The sequence below is a fragment of the Streptomyces sp. NPDC001513 genome, from assembly GCF_042894695.1.
Lineage (GTDB): Bacteria > Actinomycetota > Actinomycetes > Streptomycetales > Streptomycetaceae > Streptomyces.
This window is the reverse complement of record NZ_JBIAVU010000001.1, coordinates 424,722-442,920: the sequence shown is the minus strand read 5'-3', so window position 1 is coordinate 442,920 and position 18,199 is coordinate 424,722. Positions and strand designations below refer to the sequence as shown.

The 18,199-nt window shown below is 75.1% G+C and carries 16 protein-coding genes; 6 read left to right on the top strand and 10 right to left on the bottom strand.

Annotated elements, in window-relative coordinates; all coding sequences use genetic code 11:
* Positions 1 to 43 precede the first annotated feature (43 nt).
* Positions 44 to 622, bottom strand: coding sequence for an ATP-binding protein (locus tag ACFYZ4_RS02130; RefSeq protein WP_390782730.1), 579 nt, complete (start codon positions 620 to 622; stop codon positions 44 to 46).
* A 199-nt stretch (positions 623 to 821) separates the two neighbouring features.
* Between ACFYZ4_RS02130 and ACFYZ4_RS02125 the strand changes: the two genes are divergently transcribed.
* Both ACFYZ4_RS02125 and ACFYZ4_RS02120 read left to right on the top strand, forming a co-directional pair.
* Positions 822 to 1,967, top strand: a complete 1,146-nt coding sequence (locus tag ACFYZ4_RS02125) for a PLP-dependent cysteine synthase family protein (protein WP_351286809.1) — start codon at positions 822 to 824, stop codon at positions 1,965 to 1,967.
* Positions 1,968 to 2,131: 164 nt separating this feature from the next.
* On the top strand, positions 2,132 to 2,851 hold the full coding sequence (locus ACFYZ4_RS02120) for a hypothetical protein (RefSeq protein WP_390782729.1): 720 nt from the start codon (positions 2,132 to 2,134) through the stop codon (positions 2,849 to 2,851).
* Here the strand turns inward: ACFYZ4_RS02120 and ACFYZ4_RS02115 are convergent.
* On the bottom strand, positions 2,823 to 3,311 hold the full coding sequence (locus ACFYZ4_RS02115) for an SRPBCC family protein (RefSeq protein ID WP_351286805.1): 489 nt from the start codon (positions 3,309 to 3,311) through the stop codon (positions 2,823 to 2,825). The two genes, ACFYZ4_RS02120 and ACFYZ4_RS02115, sit on opposite strands and share 29 nt — an antisense overlap.
* Positions 3,312 to 3,545: 234 nt before the next feature.
* On the opposite strand from ACFYZ4_RS02115, the gene ACFYZ4_RS02110 reads away from it, so the two are divergent.
* The gene (locus ACFYZ4_RS02110) at positions 3,546 to 5,909 is read left to right on the top strand and encodes a hypothetical protein (protein WP_390782728.1); all 2,364 of its coding nucleotides are present in this window, start codon (positions 3,546 to 3,548) and stop codon (positions 5,907 to 5,909) included.
* On the opposite strand, the gene ACFYZ4_RS02105 is transcribed toward ACFYZ4_RS02110, so the two are convergent.
* From ACFYZ4_RS02105 to ACFYZ4_RS02085, 5 genes are all read right to left on the bottom strand, one after another.
* On the bottom strand, positions 5,851 to 8,316 hold the full coding sequence (locus tag ACFYZ4_RS02105; protein WP_384349294.1) for a right-handed parallel beta-helix repeat-containing protein: 2,466 nt from the start codon (positions 8,314 to 8,316) through the stop codon (positions 5,851 to 5,853). The genes ACFYZ4_RS02110 and ACFYZ4_RS02105 overlap by 59 nt on opposite strands.
* A 120-nt stretch (positions 8,317 to 8,436) precedes the next feature.
* Positions 8,437 to 9,051, bottom strand: coding sequence for a hypothetical protein (locus ACFYZ4_RS02100; RefSeq protein ID WP_351286800.1), 615 nt, complete (start codon positions 9,049 to 9,051; stop codon positions 8,437 to 8,439).
* Between the two features lie 171 nt (positions 9,052 to 9,222).
* On the bottom strand, positions 9,223 to 10,047 hold the full coding sequence (locus ACFYZ4_RS02095) for an MOSC domain-containing protein (RefSeq protein ID WP_384349291.1): 825 nt from the start codon (positions 10,045 to 10,047) through the stop codon (positions 9,223 to 9,225).
* Positions 10,048 to 10,099: 52 nt separating this feature from the next.
* On the bottom strand, positions 10,100 to 10,609 hold the full coding sequence (locus tag ACFYZ4_RS02090) for a DUF6643 family protein (protein WP_351286798.1): 510 nt from the start codon (positions 10,607 to 10,609) through the stop codon (positions 10,100 to 10,102).
* Between the two features lie 246 nt (positions 10,610 to 10,855).
* Entirely contained in the window at positions 10,856 to 12,034 is a 1,179-nt protein-coding gene (locus tag ACFYZ4_RS02085; RefSeq protein ID WP_390782727.1) for a glycosyltransferase, read from the bottom strand.
* 378 nt (positions 12,035 to 12,412) lie between these two features.
* On the opposite strand from ACFYZ4_RS02085, the gene ACFYZ4_RS02080 reads away from it, so the two are divergent.
* Complete coding sequence (locus tag ACFYZ4_RS02080; RefSeq protein WP_351286794.1) at positions 12,413 to 13,204, top strand: aspartate/glutamate racemase family protein; 792 nt, start codon at positions 12,413 to 12,415, stop codon at positions 13,202 to 13,204.
* 50 nt (positions 13,205 to 13,254) lie between these two features.
* Here ACFYZ4_RS02080 and ACFYZ4_RS02075 read toward each other — a convergent pair whose 3' ends face one another.
* Both ACFYZ4_RS02075 and ACFYZ4_RS02070 read right to left on the bottom strand, forming a co-directional pair.
* Complete coding sequence (locus ACFYZ4_RS02075) at positions 13,255 to 14,199, bottom strand: ADP-ribosylglycohydrolase family protein (RefSeq protein ID WP_390782726.1); 945 nt, start codon at positions 14,197 to 14,199, stop codon at positions 13,255 to 13,257.
* Positions 14,196 to 14,786: a TetR/AcrR family transcriptional regulator gene (locus tag ACFYZ4_RS02070; RefSeq protein WP_390782725.1), complete on the bottom strand. Its 591-nt coding sequence runs from the start codon at positions 14,784 to 14,786 to the stop codon at positions 14,196 to 14,198. Before ACFYZ4_RS02070 ends, ACFYZ4_RS02075 begins: the two co-directional genes overlap by 4 nt.
* Before the next feature lie 87 nt (positions 14,787 to 14,873).
* Here ACFYZ4_RS02070 and ACFYZ4_RS02065 point away from each other — a divergent pair, with 87 nt between their 5' ends.
* Together ACFYZ4_RS02065 and ACFYZ4_RS02060 are read left to right on the top strand one after the other, a co-directional pair.
* Positions 14,874 to 15,968 (top strand): FAD-dependent oxidoreductase, encoded by a 1,095-nt coding sequence (locus tag ACFYZ4_RS02065; protein ID WP_390782724.1) that lies wholly within the window; start codon positions 14,874 to 14,876, stop codon positions 15,966 to 15,968.
* 78 nt (positions 15,969 to 16,046) lie between these two features.
* Positions 16,047 to 16,562, top strand: coding sequence for a hypothetical protein (locus tag ACFYZ4_RS02060; RefSeq protein ID WP_390782723.1), 516 nt, complete (start codon positions 16,047 to 16,049; stop codon positions 16,560 to 16,562).
* Between the two features lie 35 nt (positions 16,563 to 16,597).
* On the opposite strand, the gene ACFYZ4_RS02055 is transcribed toward ACFYZ4_RS02060, so the two are convergent.
* Positions 16,598 to 18,136 carry a DUF6056 family protein gene (locus ACFYZ4_RS02055; protein WP_390782722.1) on the bottom strand — a complete coding sequence of 513 codons (1,539 nt, stop codon included), beginning with the start codon at positions 18,134 to 18,136 and terminating at the stop codon, positions 16,598 to 16,600.
* Between the last annotated feature and the right edge of the window lie 63 nt (positions 18,137 to 18,199).

Sequence of the window (18,199 nt, the reverse complement as noted above, 5' to 3'; positions counted from 1 at the left end):
GCCGATGAGGCAGGGCGTGGCGAGCAGGGAGTCGGCGTCCGGGCTACCCCGGTCCGGCGCCCACCGGCGATGCCACCGGTACGCCCGTCCCTACGGAGCTCGGGTCGAGGACTCCCGGGTCGAGGACTCCCGGGTCGACGGAGACGACCACCGTCCGCGCGGGTTCCCGTACGGGCCTGGTCTCGATGCGTACCGGCTGCTGGGGCGTCGCGGGGGCGGGGGCCGCCGTGAGCGAGAACCACACCACCTTGCCCGGCCCGTCGGGCTGCTGCCGCGCACCCCAGGACTCGCTGAGCGCCGCCACGAGGGCGAGGCCGCGTCCGCAGGTCTCCAGTGCGCCGGCCTGAACCTCGTGCAGCACCGGGAGCCGCGGATCGCTGTCGATCACCGAGACGGTGAGGCGCCCGAGGCGCAGTTCGATCTCGACGATGCAGGTCTTGTCCGGCTGCGCGTGGCGATGGACGTTCGTGAGCAGTTCCGTCACGCCGAGCGCAGCCCGGTCTATGAGCGGATCGAGCTGCCAGTGGCGCAGCTGTGCAGAAACGATTCTGCGGATTTGGCCGATCCGCGACGGCAAGGCCTGCAGTTCGACGACGCAGTGCCTGCGGGAATGACTGATCACGGCTGCGACTCCCCGACATGAGTGTTACGGGTGCTGCACCCTCGGTAATGCTCCACCAGGGTCACCCACGGTGCCGCGCAGTGCAACCGAACGCCATCGAAAGCAATGTGCATGGAAACCCAAAGCGAACGTTTGTGCAGGTGAGCGAGGTACATTGCGAAAGGAGGGGGCGAATTACACCCATGAAGGAGCGCGGCGCATGAGCACCACCGGCACCACCGGCAGCACTGGTACGACGGCCACCACCATCGACGTCGACCACAGCGACGCGGACTACCGCGCCTGGCTGAAGGAAGCCGTCCGCAAGGTCCAGGCCGACGCGAACCGCTCCGCGGACACCCACCTCCTGCGTTTCCCGCTCCCCGAGGAGTGGGGCATCGACCTCTACCTCAAGGACGAGTCCACGCACCCGACGGGCTCCCTCAAGCACCGCCTGGCGCGCTCGCTGTTCCTGTACGCGCTCTGCAACGGCTGGATCCGCCCCGGCCGCCCGGTGATCGAGGCCTCGTCCGGCTCCACCGCCGTCTCCGAGGCGTACTTCGCCAAGCTGATCGGCGTTCCCTTCATCGCCGTCATGCCGCGCACGACCAGCCCGGAGAAGTGCCGGCTCATCGAATTCCACGGCGGCGCATGCCACTTCGTGGACGACTCGATGAAGATGTACGAGGAGTCGGCGCAGCTCGCCGCCCGTACGGGCGGGCACTACATGGACCAGTTCACGTACGCCGAGCGGGCCACCGACTGGCGCGGCAACAACAACATCGCCGAATCGATGTACCAGCAACTCAAGCTGGAACGTTTCCCCGAGCCCGCCTGGATCGTGGCGACCGCCGGCACCGGCGGCACCTCGGCGACCATCGCGCGCTACGTGCACTACATGCAGCACGACACCCGCATCTGCGTCCCGGACCCGGAGAACTCCTGCTTCTTCGACGGCTGGACCAACAACGACCCGAACGCGAGCAGCGATTGCGGCTCGCGCATCGAGGGCATCGGCCGGCCGCGGATGGAACCGAGCTTCGTGCCCGGCGCCATCGACCGCATGATGAAGGTCCCGGACGCGGCGAGCATCGCGGCCTGCCGCGCGCTGGAGACGGCCATAGGGCGCAAGGCGGGCGGCTCGACCGGCACCGGTGTGTGGAGCGCCCTGAAGATCATCTCGGAGATGGTGGCGGAGGGCCGTACCGGCAGCGTCGTCACCCTGCTGTGCGACCCGGGCGACCGCTACCTCGACAAGTACTACTCCGACGAGTGGCTGGCGGCGCAGCGGCTCGACATCGCCCCGTACGCGAAGACCATCGACACCCTGCTGACGACCGGGGTCTGGCGCGAGCCTGCGGCCTGACCGGCCCGGCGGCCTGACTGGCCCGACGACCTGACCGGCCCGACCTGGCTGACCGGGTCCGTGGCGCGACCGTGACGGTCCGGGGACGAAAACGCCCTGGGTGCAGCCGAGTCGGCTGGTTACGCTGTGCGGACTTTTGCGCGGGGCGGAACATTGGGGGAGCCATGGCGGGCATCGAGTACAACAGACCAGAACGGGACGCGCGTACCCGGGCGACGCGGCTGGAGTGTCCGAGCTGCCGCCGCTCGGACGAGGTGCGGGCCGTCCCCGCCATCTGCGTGAGCGGACACAGCAGGTACCGGGAGGAAGCCGGCGGCGACCGGGGCATCAGCACCCTCGAGGTCGTCCCGAGGCTGGCCGAGGCGCTGGCCGTCGCCCCGCCGCCGCCGGTGACCGCGGGGCGGACGGCGCTGGGCGTGCTGCTGGTCCTGCTGTCGATCGGTACGTTCATCGGCGGCGCGGCGGGCGGGCACTGGTTCGCCGACGCGCCCGCGGCCGAGGTGGAGCACGGGTCGATGACGCTCTGGGGCGGCGCCACGTGGGCCACCGCGCCCGAGCCCGAGGCCGAGCTGCTGTTCCTGGCCTGGATCTCGGCGTTCGCCCTGCTGGGGGCGGTCCTGCTGATCGTCTCGGCCGTGCGGACCCAACGGGCGTTCCGGACCCGGATCGCGGCCGGCCGGGATGCCGCCGAGGAGGTCTGGTCCCGCGGCTGGTGCTGCGCGCGGTGCGCGGTGGTCCATCTCGGAACGGGGCCGGCGATGACCCTGCAGCAGTTCCGCGGGGCCGTCTGGGGTGCGGGCGGCTACGGAGACCTGGCCGAAGCGCACCGCGCGACCGGCACCGTGGCGGACCCGGCTACTGATCCGCCGCGCGCCGGGCGGTGAGCCGCGCGTCCAGCGTGCGGACCGCCGTGCGGAAGGAGTGGCCCAGGCCCGGGCGGGCGGCGGTCAGGCCGAGACGGAACGGGGCCGAGCCGTCCGCGGCGAAGGTCCAGCGGACGTGCGTGCCCGAGCCGGCCGGTGTCAGCCGCCACTCCTCCAACAGGGCTCGCACCCCGGGGGCGTTGGTCGTGTCGACCCGGTACGCGTAGCGCTGCTCGGGATCCGCGGCCATGATCGTCTCCTGGAAGCGCACCCCGCCCATCAACCTGACCTCGCGGCCCGCGCCGCCGTGCGTGGGCCGGGCCAGGGTCACCGCCTTGAACCAGCTCGGCCAGCCCGCCACTTCCTCGGCGAGCGCCTGGTACACGGCCTCGGGCGGCGCCGCCGCCTCGGTGGCGAAGACCAGCCGGATCGGTGCGTCGTCGATGAAGTCCAGCCCCACCGGACGGAGTCGGCGAGCCATGGCGGTACCCCCTGGGACGAGGTTCGGGATCTGCGTGGGCGTCACCATAGCCGGGCGGCCCCGAGAAGTCCGCTGCGATCTCGCACGGGTTACCCGCCCGGTTCCCCGCCCCGTTCCCGTCTCGGTGAATTCGCCCCCGCGTGGGGGATTCCCCCGGCGCGGGGCCTGGGCACGGGAGGCGGCGCGCGGGATGCTGGAGTCGCGCCGATCCCGCCCCCGCGAGCGGAGGCCGCTGTGCCCGACCGTCCCACCCCGGATCCTCCCCTCGCCCTCGAACTCCTCGTCCACGGAGTCGCCGGCGCCGCCCCCGGCGAGCTGCTCGGCGACCCGCGCACCGTCCGCGTCACCGGCGACTCCACCGCCGCCGTCTTCCGCCGCACCGAGGACGCCGACGCCGAAGCGCACCCCGAGCGGTACGCCGGGCGGCCCGTCCCCGAGGCCTACTGCTGGTCCCGGCTCACCTCCGGCAACGGCGCCCGCGCCCTGTGGCTGCTGCTCCTGCCCTTCATGGTGGCCAACCTCGCCCATTGGGCCCGGCCGGCCACGCCCGCCGCCGACCCCGCCCCGCGCGCGGTGCGCACGTACGGCGTGCTCGTACGGATCCTCGCGCTCAGCCTGACCGTGCTGCTGATCGCGGCCGCCTGCGAGGTGGCGCTCGACCTCTTCGCCTGGCAGTGCGCGGGCTCCGGCACGTGCACCGGCTCCCGCTCCTGGCTCGGCTTCCCCGCGCCCGGCGGCGGCTGGTGGGCCCAGCCGGGGCGCCGCCTCGCCCTCGGAGCGCTGGTCCCCGCCGCGCTGACCGGGCTGCTCTGGTTCCTGTCCAACCGCACCTGGAGCGCCTACGAGTCCCAGCCGCCGCCCGCCGGCTCCGCCGACCCGGACGCCGCCTCCGGGACGGCGCCCGCGCTCGGCCGCCCGGGATTCTGGTACGGCCGCCGGATCGTGGCCCGGCTGCGCGCCGCGCACACCGCCGCCGGGCTGCTCACCGTGGCGGTGGCCGTCGCCGTCCCCACGGCCCGCTACGACCGGCGGGCCGCCGCCCCCGTACTCGAAGCGCTCGGCTGGGTCATCCTGGCCCTGCTCGCCGCCGGCGCCGTCACCGTGGCCTGGGTCGTCTGCCGGCGCGGCCGCTCCGAGGTCCGGGCGGACCACCGGCTCGACCGGGCCGCCGTCGCGCTGCTGCCCGGCGCGGCCCTCGCCCTGCTCGCCGTCGTCGTCCTCCACGCCTGCTGGTCGCGCCCCGGCTGGGCCTCCACCGGGCGGCTCCCCGGGGACTTCGCCTTCGGGGTGCTCATGCTCGGGCAGGGCTGCTGCGTGCTCGCCCTGGCCGCCGTCGCCCGGTCCCTGCACCGGCGGGCCCCCGATCCGGCGGCCGCCCTGCACGGCCTCGGCGGGCCCGCCGTCGCCATGCTGGGCTGCGCGCTCGGCGGGGTGATGTCCGGCGGGGTCGCCCAGCGGGTCGCCGACTGGCTGGACGGCGGGGCCACGCCCGGGATGGCCGGCACCCCGCTGCCCGGGCCGCCCGTACTGCTGTCGTGGCAGGCCGCCGTGTTACCGCCGATGCTGCTCGTCCTGGCCCTGCTCGCCGTCTGGTTCGCGGTGCGCGGAGCCCGTGCCCGGGGCCGCCTCGCCGCGGCCGTGGCCGCCGAATACCCGGGGGAGGCGCCGGACGGGGCCCGCAGCCGCCGGATCGCCGGGGCGCGGACCGCGGCCGCGCTCACCGACTCCGCGCCCTGGTTCGTCGCGGCCGTCTCCGGGATCACCCTGGTGCTCGGCGCGGGCGCCCTCGCCGGGGCCTGGCTCAGCGGGCAGGTCCCGGGCGAGGCGGCCCGGGGGACCCAGCCGCTGCTCGAAGGGGCCGCCCGCGCCGCGCAGGACGCCGGGTCCTGGCTCATCGGCCTCGGCATCGCCGTCTTCGTCACCTGGGGCCGCCGCGCCTACCGGGACCCCTCCGCCCGCCGGACCATCGGCATCCTGTGGGACGTCGGCACCTTCTGGCCGCGCGCCGCCCACCCCTTCGCACCGCCCTGCTACGCCGAGCGCGCCGTCCCCGACCTGACCTGGCGAATGGCCGGCTGGACCGGCCGCACCGGCGGCCGCCTCGTCATCTCCGGCCACTCCCAGGGCAGCGTGCTCGCCGCGGCGGCCGTCTGGCAACTCCCGCCGCCCGCCCGCCGCCGGGTCGCCCTGCTCACGTACGGATCCCCGCTCGGCCGGCTCTACGGCCGCTGGTTCCCCGCCTACTTCGGTCCCGGGCCGCTCGCCGCCCTGCACGCCGAGGTCGACTGCTGGCGCAACCTGTGGCGGGCCACCGACCCCATCGGCGGCCCGGCGCTTCCCGGCGCGGGGCAGGACGTGGACCGCGGGCCGCTCGCCGATCCGATCGCCTACGGACGCAGCGTCCGCCACCCGCTGCCCGCGCCGATCCTGGGCCACTCCGACTACCAGGCCGATCCGGCCTTCGCCGCCGAACGCGACGCCCTGCTGGCCCGGCTGGACGCGGCCGCGCGGGGCGACCTGCCCGCTCAGCGGGCCCGTGTCAGCAAGGAGCGGGCAGGGCCGGCAGGGCCGGGAGATCCGCCGGGAACAGCAGGGTGAGCTCGTCCGTACTGGGCTCCGACAGCTGGGCCACCCGGCCCGCGTGCCGCTCCACCATCGACTCGAAGGTCTGGCGCGCGGTGCGGCCGTTGCCGAAGGCCGGCCCCTTCGGCAGCTCCGTGAAATACGTCAGCAGGGCCTCGGAGGTGCCCTCCCCGAGCCGGTACTCGTGCTCCTCCGCCTGCTGCTCGACGATCCGCAGCAGTTCCCCGGGCCCGTAGTCGCCGAAGGTGATGGTCCGGGAGAACCGCGAGGCCACACCCGGGTTGACGGTCAGGAAGCGGTCCATCTCCGCCGTGTACCCGGCGACGATCACCACCACCGCGTCCCGGTGGTCCTCCATCAGCTTCACCAGCGTGTCGATCGCCTCGCGCCCGAAGTCCCGGCCCGAGTCCTCCGGGGCCAGCGCGTACGCCTCGTCGATGAACAGCACCCCGCCGCGCGCCCGCTCGAAGGCCTCCTGCGTACGGATGGCCGTGGACCCGATGTGCTCGCCGACCAGGTCCACGCGGGACACCTCGACCAGGTGACCGCGCTCCAGCACCCCGAGGGAGGCGAGGATCTCCCCGTACAGCCGGGCGACCGTGGTCTTGCCCGTGCCGGGGGAGCCGGTGAAGACCAGGTGCCGGCGCACCGAGGCGGCCTTGAGGCCCGCCTGCTGCCGCCGCCGGCCCACCTCGATCATGTCGGTGAGCGCCCGCACCTCGCGTTTGACGCTGTCCAGGCCCACCAGCGCGTCGAGCTGGCCCAGCACCTCGCCGGAACCCCGCGCGGCCGCCGCCGCGCCGTCCTCCGGCCGGTCCGACGCGGGCCGCGGTACGGTCGCGGACGCCTGGGCCGGCGGCGGTACGGAGCTCTGCGCCGCCGTGACCGTACGGATCCCCGCCTGCGCCCCGGCGAACCCGCCGCCCGAGGCCGACTGGGCGGCCAGGCGCGGGCCCGACTCGTCGCTCGTGCACTCCTCGGCGAGCGGGCCGTCCTCCGCGAACTCGTAGCCCCCGCGGGCGCAGCGCTCGGTGTGGCAGCGGGTCAGGGTGGTGCGGCAGCCGTCTATGACGTGGAAGCCGAAACCGGAGCTGCCCGTCACCCGGCAGGCCGTGAAGGTGCCGCGGCCGCCCGCCGACACGTAGTACCCGGCCTCGGCCGGGGAGGTGACCGTGCACCGCTCCAGGGTCGGATCGGCGCCCTTGGTGACGATCACGCCGGTCTGCACGGCGTCGATGGTGCAGTTGGCGAGGGTGCCGCCGCTGCCGTGGTCGCGGAACCAGGCCCCGGTGGCCGCCTCGCGGATCCGGCAGTCGTCGAGCTGCGCGGTGGCCCCGTCGCTCACCGAGACGGCGGTGTTGCGGACCTGGGACAGGTCGCTGTCGACCACGTCGACGCGCGAGCCCCGGTCCAGCACGAACAGCGCGTCCGGAACGTCGTGCACCCGGCAGGAATCGAGGGCGACGGTGGCGCCGTCGCTGATCCACACCGCCGGATAGTCGCCCGTACTGTCGTGGATCTCGCAGGACTCGGCGTCCACCCGGGTGCCGGGGTCCCACACGGACAGACCGTTGCGGCCGAAGCGGCGGACCGTGGTGCGGCTGAGGGTGAGCACCGAACGCGACCGCAGGTCGACGGCGTTCTCCGGAATGTCGTGGATGTCGCAGCCGGCCAGGGTGAGGACCGCGTCGGTGTCGAGGGTGACCCCGTCGGCCGAGGTGCGGTGCACCGCGCAGTCGGTGAGCCGGGCCGTGGCACGGGCGGCGATCTGCACCCCGGCGCCCTTGACCTCGTACACCTCGCAGCCCAGCGCCTCCAGGCCCGAGCCCTCGCCCGTGACCCCGATGCCGGCGCCCGTGGCGTGGTGGATGCGGCAGCGCTCCAGCCGGGGCCGGCCCCCGCCGCGCACCGAGACGCCGGTCTGCCCGGCGGCGACGACCTCGCACTCCTCGAACACCCCGCCGCCGCCGTCCAGTACGGCGATCCCGACGCCGGCCGGGTTCTCCACCGTGCACCGCCGCACGAGGGGCCGGGCCCCGGGGCCGCGTACCTCGATGCCGGCCGCCGAGTGGGTGCTGACCCGCAGGTCCGTGAGCTCGGGGCAGCCGTCCTCCACCAGCAGCGCGGGCGCCGCCCGGTCCTGGCCCTCCAGGTACAGGTCCTGGACCACGGCCGAGGCGCGCACGGTCAGCGCGACCCCGTCGAGCGGGGCGATCCGCACCGACCCCAGCCCGCCCTCGGGTCCGCGCAGGGTGACGGCGTGGTGCAGCACCAGGTTCTCCCGGTAGGTGCCGGGGGCGACGGTCAGCACGTCCCCGTCGCCCGCGGCGGCGAGCGCGGCGGTCAGCGTCGGATACTCACCGGAGCGGCGCCGCCACCGCGAAGACCCGCCGTGCGTCACCTGGACCGTGCCCTGAACCATGGTGCTGTCGTGCCCCCACCCTCGTACTCGCGCTGCCGATGCGACCGAAGCCACTGAAGTCTGAAGTCACCGGAACCACTGGAGTCACCGTAGCGCGCGCGGAGCCGAAGAGGTGCCAGGTCAACTGCCCGCGCCCGCTCGACCCCAGTCCGGTCCGGCGGCCGCCCAGGCCCGGTCCAGACGTATGTACCGCCGATGCACGAGCCGTCGTACGACCAGGCGCCGGACCGTCTCGCCCAGCGCGGCCACCCCGATCGCGGCGGCCAGGCCGGCCATCCCCGCGTGGAACGCGGCCGCGGACGGGTCGAGCGGCTGCCCGACCAGCCGGCCGCGCGCATCGGTCCATATCCGGAACCGGTCGCCGGCGCGCGGCGGTTCCTCCGCGGCCGGCACGGTCCCCTCGTGGCTGCTGCCGTCCGGCGCGGTCCACGAGGCCACGATCTGCGTACGGCGCGGGGCGGTCCGCTGCGCCGACGCGTCGGCGGACACCTCCTCCTCCGCCGGCACCGGCGCGGGCCGGACCACCACCGCCGGCACGAGATGACGCTCCTGCCGCTGCTCCTGAGCCGCCTGCTGCAGCGTGCCGTCCACCCGGACGCCCGCGACCCATCCGATGGCCGGAGCCACCACGAGCACACACACCAGCGCGGCGAACGCCACCCATGCCTCGAAGAGATCGGTCGGCCGGCGCAGCGGATTGCGCCGCCAACGCCACACACCCATTGCTGTCCGCACGGTCCGGCTCCCCCAACTTGTGCCAGTCTCCCTCTGCCCACGTGTCCTGACTGCTCCAACGGCAAGGTCGTGCCTGTTGGTTCCAGCGCGGACGCGGAGCCCCCCGAAGGTGTCATTCCGAGCCGGCTGGTCAGTGCCGGCACGTCCTTCACCCTCTTCGCATCATGTGCGTCATTCGAGGACGCGGACCTCGTCGCCGACGCGCAGCGTGCCCAGCCGTACCGGCACCAGGAGCCGCCCGAACGCCAGCGACTTGCCGATCCTCCGGTGCTTCCCCAGGGTCTTCAGGGGTTCCTTGCCCCGCTGCGCCGTCCGCTGGTCGGTGGTGGTGACGACACACCGGCCGCATTCCCGGGCCCCGCGGAAGACGGCGTCGCCGATCGCGATGCGCCGCCAGCCGTCCTCCGCCCACGCCTCGGCGCCCGATACCACCACATTGGGGCGGAAACGGTTCATCGGCAGGGGACCCTCCTCGGGATGGTCCCCCTGCGCGATCAGCGAGTTGAGCGCGTCCAGCGAGGCGAGGGTGGTGATCAACAGCGGATAGCCGTCGGCGAGGCTCACCGTCTCGCCGGGCAGTGCGTAGTCCGGATCCACGGGACGCCGTACGGCCGGGTCGTCCAGATGCACCAGACGCACCGGCTCTTCGAGGTACGCGCTGAACCAGTCGGCCGCGGCGCTCGCCGCGACCACGGTCTCGACCTTCTTCCCGAACAGGACGACCGGCTCCAGCGGACCCGGCTCGGGCGCGTCCACGACCAGCTCCGCCATGCCCGGCGCGGTCACCGCGATCCGGCCGCCGGGCACCGGGCGGGCCGCCGCCAAGGCCAGCTGCGGATGGCGGCGTTGGGTGATGACGGTGCCCCCGGTGTCGACCAGCGCCCAGCGCCGGTCCCCGGACAGGCCCCAGGGCTCCACGGCCACCTCGTCGGGAGCGGTCCCCGCTACCGACTTGACGGGATGGATGTGGAGCGCCTGGACGTGCAAGTTCGACATGGGGGAATACTGCCAGCCCCCTCCGCTGCCCCGGCGCCTCCCGGTGGCCCGGTCAGTAACCACGCCCCTGGTACTGACGGCCGTACGGGTCCTCGTACGAGGCCGCGGGCACCGGCGCGGGCACCTGCATCGGCCGCGGCGCGGCCGGGCGCATGGCCTCGTACCCGGTGGCCATGGCGGCCGGGCGGGGCTGCTGCGGCTGGGGCTGCGGCACGTACCCGGTACGTGCCGGAACCGGCTGCTGCTGCGGGATGTACGGGGCGGGCGCGTGCTGCAGCGGCATCGGCTGCGGAGCGGCCTGCTGCTGGTACGGGTACCCGTACCCGGAGGTGTGCTGTTGCTGGGGAGCCGCAGGCGGCAGCGCGGGCAGCGCCGACGCCAGGGCCGGCAGGTACCCACCGCTCGAGTAGCCGGCACTCGGGGACTCGTAGGCGGACGGAACGCGGATCGGGGCGATCTGCGGAGTGCCCCGTTCGGCGACGAGGGAGTCGTAGATGGGGGTGTCCGGGAAGGAGGGCGCGGAGTAGTAACCGCCGCCATAAGTGGAGCGGGGGGAGGTCATGGGACCTAAGTTAAGCCCACGACTTCACCGGGTCCATAGCGAGGTGCCGTCAACACCGCCCTGACCTGCATCTTCGCAGGTCAGAGCCTCACCTTTCACTTGACGTTCACGTGCACGATTCGCCACTTCCACCCCACCTTGTTCCTACTCGTACTCACCGGTTGGGTGTTGCACCGACTTCGCGCTGACGCAGCGTCACAATGCGGTGACCTCGGATGACGCCGTGTCGGGCAGCAGTTCGCCGTTTCAGGCGTCGCTGGGACGGGCATAGGTTCGGCCCTTCCAGGACGCGCCGCGGCCCCGGTAGTGCTGAACGGCCGAGTCGACGGTCATCAGGAGGTACAGCAGGGCCGTGAACGGAAGCAGCGGAGCGAGCGCGGCGGGCTGCCGGTAGTAGCGCAGCATCGGCAGGTACGTGCCCGCCATCAGGAGCCAGGCGAGGCCTCCGGCCCAGGCGGTCGCGGGCCGTCCGGCCGCCAGCCCCGTCAGGAGGGCCGCCGGGGGCACGAGGTAGACGAGCACCAGCCCGGCGACCGTCCCGGCCAGCAGGAGGGGCTGGTGGCGCAGTTGGGCGTAGGCGCTGCGCGAGACCATCCGCCACAGATCGGCGAGCGCCGGGTACGGGCGCACGCTGTCCACCCGCTCCGCCAGCCCGAGCCAGATCCGGCCGCCGGAGCGGTGGACCGCGCGGGCGAGGGAGACGTCGTCGATGACGGCCTGGCGGATGCGGTCGGGGACCCCGGCACGCACGGCGGCCTCGGTGCGCAGCAGCACGCAGCCGCCGGCGGCCGCCGCGGTGCGGGCGGAGGGCCGGTTGATCCGGCGGAACGGGTATAGCTGGGCGAAGAAGTACACGAAGGCCGGCACGACGAGCCGTTCCCAGAGGCCGGCGACGCGCAGCCGGGCCATCTGCGAGACGAGGTCGAGGTCGGCGGAGGTGGCGGCGGCGACGAGTTCGCGCAGGCTGTCGGGCTCGTGCGCGATGTCGGCGTCGGTGAGGAGCAGGAAGTCGGGCTCGGTGGCGTGCGCGGTGCGGGCGAGCGCGATGCCGTGGCGCAGCGCCCAGAGCTTGCCGGTCCAGCCGGGGGCGGGGTCGCCGGGGGAGGAGACGGTGAGCGGGAGCCCGGGCTGCCCGGCGGCGAGCCGGAGCGCGAGGGCGCCCGTGCCGTCGGTGCTGCCGTCGTCGACGAGGATGACCTCGGCCTCGCCGGGATAGTCCTGGGCGAGGAGCGAGGGCAGGCTGCGGGGCAGCACCTCGGCCTCGTCGCGGGCGGGGACGACGATCGCGACGGACGGCCAGTGGGCGGGGGCGGTGCGCGGGGGGAGGCGGACGTCGGTCCGCCAGAACATGCCCTGGGCGAGGGTGAGCCAGAGCCAGGCGGCGAGGGAGGCGTAGGCCGCGCAGGCGGCGGTGAGGAGGCCCATGGCGGCAGTGTGCCGGGCCCGGGCGGACGTGTCGCGCATCCGCCCGCGCCGGGTGCGGCGGCCCTCGCCGGGCGGGCCAACGGCACCCGGCCCGGCCCGGGCGGGCCGGTGGCCCGCGGGCTGCGCCAGGCATGGTCCGGCGCGGGTGCGGCGGTCCCCGCGGGGCGGGCGTACGGCGCCCGGCCCGGCCCGGCCGGTGGCTCGCGCCGGGCATGGTCCGGCGGGGTGCCCTGGCTTTCGCAGGGTGGGGCGAACGGCGCCCGGCCTGGCCTGGCCTGGGTCGGCCGGTGGCTCGCGGGGTGCGCCGGGCGGGGGTGGCGGGGGTGGGTGTTGGCGGTGGAGGGCCCGGGCCGGGTGGGGGTCGACTAAGGTGGCCCGGTGAAGATCGCGCTCATGGACTCCGGAATCGGCCTCCTCGCGGCGGCCGCGGCGGTGCGCCGGCTGCGGCCGGACGCGGACCTGGTCCTGTCCTCGGACCCCGACGGGATGCCCTGGGGACCGCGGACCCCCGCCGACCTCACCGAGCGCGCGCTCGCCGTCGCCCGGGCCGCGGCCGAGCGGCGCCCGGAAGCGCTGATCGTGGCCTGCAACACCGCCACCGTGCACGCCCTGGACACCCTGCGCGCGGAGCTGGAGCCCGCCATCCCGGTCATCGGGACCGTACCGGCGATCAAGCCCGCCGCGGTCGCCGGCGGCCGCGTCGCGATCTGGGCCACCCCCGCCACCACCGGCAGCGCCTACCAGCGCGGGCTGATCCGCGACTTCGCCGACGGGGTCCGGGTCACCGAGGTGCCGTGCCCCGGGCTGGCCGACGCCGTGGAGGCCGCCGACGACGCCGCCGTGGCGGCCACCGTGGCCGCGGCCGCCGCGCTGACCCCGTCCGACGTCACCGACGTCGTGCTCGGCTGCACGCACTACGAGCTGGTCGAGACCGCCATCCGGGCCGCCCTCGCCGCGCGGACGGGGGGAGCCGAGCTCGTCTTCCACGGTTCCGCCGAGGCCGTCGCCGTCCAGGCGCTGCGCCGCCTCGGCGCCCGGCCGGAGCCCGCCCTGCCGCGCACGGGCGGACTGACCGTGCTGCGCAGCGGGCGCGAGGGTTCCCTGCCGGCCGCCGCGCTCGCGTACGCCGAGGGCCGACTGCTCGCGGGCCAGGGCGCGCCCGTCGGCTGACGGTCCGACCGGCGGCTGCGCGCGGCCTGCCGGGGGCGTCGCCCGGAGCTTCAGCGGGAGCCGGTGGCCGCGGTCCCGCCGGCCGCCGCGAGCCGCTGAGCCAGCGCCCGCAGGTCGTCCGCGTCCAGGACCCGCTCCCCGAACCCGGGCAGCGGGACGTGGAGCGCGGCCGTCCAGGACTCCGGGACCGCCCCCTGGCCGTACCGGGCTCCGGCCAGGGTCCCCGTCACCGCGGCCACCGTGTCGGTGTCCCCGCCCAGGTCCACCGCTGCCCGTACCGCCTCCGCGAACCCGGAGGTGGTCCGCAGCGCCCACACCGCGGAGCCCAGGCAGGGCCACACCGCCCCGTTGAACTCGGTGGCCAGGCCGGGATGCCAGTCGGGGGCGAGCACGCGGCCGTACCGCTCGCGGTGGTCCGGGTGCACCGCGGCGAGCGTCGCCGGGAGGGCGGCGAGCGGATCGGCGCCGTCCAGGGCGACGCGCACGAGCTCGTGCAGGACCGCCGTCCCCTCCCAGGCGGCCCGGTCGCCGTGCGTCAGCGCCGCGATCCGCCGCGCTGCGTCCATGGACCGGTCCCGCCCGGCGGCGGCGAAGTACACCGCCGAGGTGGCGGCCCGCATCAGGGAACCGTTGCCCGCCGCCCGCATGTTGACCTGGAAGTGCAGGGCGGCCGCGAGGTCCCACGGTTCGCCGTTCGTCAGGACGTCCTCGGTCTGGAGGCCGATGTCCTTGGGCTGCCCGGCCGCCCACCGCCGGAACCGGGCGAAGACGTCCGGGAGTTCGAGACCTCCCCGCTCCAGCAGGGACTCGCCGACCAGCACGGCCATCTGCGTGTCGTCGGTCGCCTCGCCCGGATCCCAGCCGCCGCCCCCGCGCATCTCCTCCCCGCGCGCGGTCAGTTGTCCGGCCGGGCCGAACTCGTACGGCGCGCCGAGCGCGTCGCCCGCCGCCGAGCCCAGCACGGCGCCCACGGCGCGGTCGAGGCGGGTGGTCACCGGGTCTCCTCGGGGCAGACGGCGGCCAGCAGGGTGCGGGCGAAACGGTCGAGGTCGTCCAGGCCGGCCGCCGCCAGGGTGGTCGGAGCGCCGGACAGCAGGTGGGGGATCGCGCCGTGCAGCGCGAGGGTGAGGGCGCGGGCCTGCTCCGGCCCGGCCGGCAGCCCGGCCGCGCCCAGCAGGTGTGCGTACGCGGCGAAGTCCGCCGCGGCGATCGGGTCCAGCAGCGCGGCCAGCCACGGCCGCCGTGCCCCCTCGCTCTGGAGCTCCAGGTACGCGAGGACGCGCGGCCGGCCGGGCCCGGCGACGTTCCGCAGCAGCCCGGCCAGCAGTGCCGCGAGCTGCTGCGCATCGGCGGGCCCCGGCCCGGCCCCGGCCAGGGACGCGGCCAGTGCCCGGTACTGCTCGACGCAGCGTTCGGCGACGGCCCGCAGCAGGGCGTCCCGGGTCGGGAAGTAGTTCTTGGCCGTGCCCGTCGGCACGGCGGCGGCCGCGTCGACGGCCCGGTGGGTGAGCCCGCGCCCGCCCGCTTCCGCCAGTACGGCGATGGCCGCGTCCCGCAGCCGGTCCCTCCGGTCCTGATTCACGTTGCCACCCTAACTACACCCGTGGTACCACAGATGTAGTACCACGGGTGTGGTAGTGGGGCTGGGACGCAGGTGAAGGGACGCGCCATGAGCAGCGAGACCGAGACCGAGACCGAAGCCGTGAACGAGAACGAGGCCGTCGTGGTCGGGGCGGGGGTCGGCGGGCTCGCCACCGCCATCGGGCTGCGCCGCGCGGGCTGGACGGTGACCGTCCTGGAGCGCCGCACCGCACCCGACCGCTACGGCACCGCCTTCGGCATCCACCCCACCGCCCAGGCCGCCCTCGACCGCCTCGGCCTCGGCGACGCGCTGCGGGCGCGGGCCGTCCCGTACCGTGACGCCCGTATCCGGCGCCCCGACGGCACGGTGCTGGCCGCCCTCCCGCTCGAACGGATCGAACGCAAGGCCGGCAGGCCGGAACTGCTGATATCCCGCCCCTACTTGATCGACGCGCTGCTCGCCGAGCTCGACCGGCTCGGCGGCGTACGGATCGAGTACGGGCACCGCCTCGCCGACGCGGCCGCACTCGCCGCCGAGCCGGACCGTCTGGTCGTCGGCGCCGACGGCATCAACAGCGTGGTCCGCACGGCGTACTTCGGGCACCGCAGCGGGCCGCGCCCGATCGGCACGGTCGCCTGGATCGGCATCGCCGGCTTCGAGACCGGCGTGTACGGCGAGACCTGGGGCGCCGGCCGCTTCTTCGGCATGACCCCCGTCGAGCCCGGCCGCACCAACTGGTACGCCACCGTCCCCGAGGCCACCACCGCCCGCGAGGTACGGGACGCCTTCGCCGACTGGCACGACCCCGTCCCGCGCGTCCTGGCCGAGACCGACCCGGCGACCTGGATCCGGTACGAGATGCGCCACCTCCACCCGGCACTCCCCACCTTCGTCGCCGACGGCCGGGTCGCCCTCGTCGGCGACGCCGCCCACGCCATGACACCCAACCTCGGCCAGGGCGCCTGCACCGCCCTCCTCGACGCCGAGGCACTGACCCGCGCCGTCGCCGCCACCGGCACCGCCGGCGGACCGTCCGGGCTGCCCGGCGCCCTGCGCGCGTACGACACCGAGCGCCGCCGCAGCGCCCAGCGCGTGGCCTTCGGCTCCCGGAACCTGCACCGCTTCATGACCGTCCGCCGGCCCGCTCTGCGCGACGCGCTCGTCGGCCTGCTCCCCGGCTGAGGACCCGCCGGCGGGCGCGCTGATCCGACCGGGCGAGGGGCAGTGGCGTACCGGCGCAACGTGAGTACGCTGCTACACATGACGGCTCACCCCCCGGGTCCGTTCTGGACGGGCCGGGCCTCCAACCGCGTGCAGTGGCTGCTCGCAGCGGCCGGCGCGGCCTGTCTGGCGCTCGGCATCGAGCTCGCCGTCGACAACGCCTGGACCTCCGGCTTCGTCCCGCTCCTCATGGCCGTGGCCGGCTGCCTCGCCGCCGGGCTGCTCATCCTCTACGGCACGCTCGCCTTCGTGCACGTCGCCGTCACCATCGACTCCGAGGCCCTGATCGTGCGCTGCGGCCACATAGGGCTGCCGCGCCGCACCATCCGGCTCACCGAGGTGACCTCCGCCCAGTTCCTCCCGCGGATCACCCCGCAGCAGTGGGGCGGCTGGGGCTACCGCTGGCGCCCCGAGAAGGGCACCGCGGTGATCGTCCGCCGGGGCGAGGGCCTGGAACTGCGCCTCGGCGACGGCAAGCTCTTCACGGTCACGGTCGACGACGCGGAGGACGCCGTCCGCGTCATCCGCGCCCACTTGCGCGCCCTCGCCCGCTAGGGCCTCTCCGGGCCGGTTGCCCGGTTGCCCGGGTGTCAGCGGGGGTGGACGCGGGTGACGCCGTACCAGTTCGCGACGCAGGTGGCGACCCAGTCGCGGTCGTAGTCCGCCGTGAAGAAGGGCTCGGCCAGGGCGCCGATGTACAGGGGCCGGTAGCCGACGTCCGTCGCCCCGTGGGCGGCCTCGGTGCGGATGCGGGCGTTCTGGGCGTCCCAGGCGACGGAGCGGGCGACCGTGGTCGTGGTGAGCTGGCGGACGTTCGGGACGAGCGCGGCCACCGAGGCCAGGGCGAGGCAGCCGGCCGCGACGGCGGCGGTCGCGAGGGACGCGTCGGCGGAGCGGCGGCCCGCGAGCCGCCGGCCGCCCCGGGCCCCCAGCAGGGCGCCGTAGCCGCAGAGCGCGAGTTCCATCGGCACGAGGAAGTTCGTCCACGTACGGGCGTACGTCCACCCGCTCGGGCCGTAGCCGCTGCGCAGGCCCACCACCACCGCGAACGACCCCAGCACCACCACGGGCACCGGCAGCAGCAGCGCGGCCGTCAGCATCCGGCGCGGGACGGCCCGCCGCGGCTCCCGCTTCCCGGGCGCCCGTCCCCGCAGGCCGCACGCCAGGCCCAGGAGGACGCCGACGGCGGCGGCCCCGAGGTAGGCCCACTGGCCGGTGACGGAGTCCCACACGCGCAGCCAGTCCGCGACGGTGCCCCGGAGTTCGCCCGCGGACAGCAGGGACTCCTTGTCCGGCTGCTGGGCCCGCCGCCACCGGGCGCCGGGCGAGGTGTAGAGCACGACCAGACCGCAGACGAGGCCGGCGCACCAGAGCAGGCACCAGGTGAACGGACGCCAGTTTCGTGCCAGGCCGAACCGGGGGACGCAGAGCAGCCCGACCAGGCCGGCGAGCAGACCGCTGACCAGCGCGAACGGTTCGCTCAGGGTGCCGAGCGCGAAACCGATGAGGAACGCCGAGACGAAACCGGCCACGCGGACGGGGGACCGCGGACCGCGGACGGTCCACAGGGCCAGCAGGACGGCCCACACGCCGATCACGCTCGGAACGGTGTGCGAGATCGTGGCAGGGGCCCACAGCAGCACCTGGTAGCTGCGGGTGCCCGCGAAGTAGACCAGCGCCTGGACGACCAGCGCGCAGGCGGTCAGGACCAGCGGCCGGGGCCGGCCGCCGAGGAAGCGGACGAGCTCACGCCCCAGCAGGACCAGCCCGGCGGTGAAGCAGACGACGATGACCGTCGGCAGGATCTTGATCCCGGCGAGTCCGTCACCGTAGACGACACCGCTCAGGAAGGCGTTGGTGACCCGGCCGTTCTGGGTCAGGTAGAAATCGGAGGTGATACCGAGGACTCCCAGGTCACGGGCCTTCCACGCGGCGCACCAGTCGTCCGACGTGGGCCGCACGTAGAGACCGAGGAAGCACCCGACGGCGATCAGGCCGCCGGCCGCCGCGACGAGCGTCGCCCCGGCCGCCGGGAGGAGCCCGCGCAGCAGGGGGCGGCCGCCCCTTCCCCCGCCCACCGCGGGGCCGGGGGCGTGGACGCCCTCGTCCTCCCTCGCAGCAGTGCTCATTCACCACCTCTTCGCAGCGGGCCCGCGAGCCCCCATCGTGTGCACGGCCCACCGCCCCCTGCA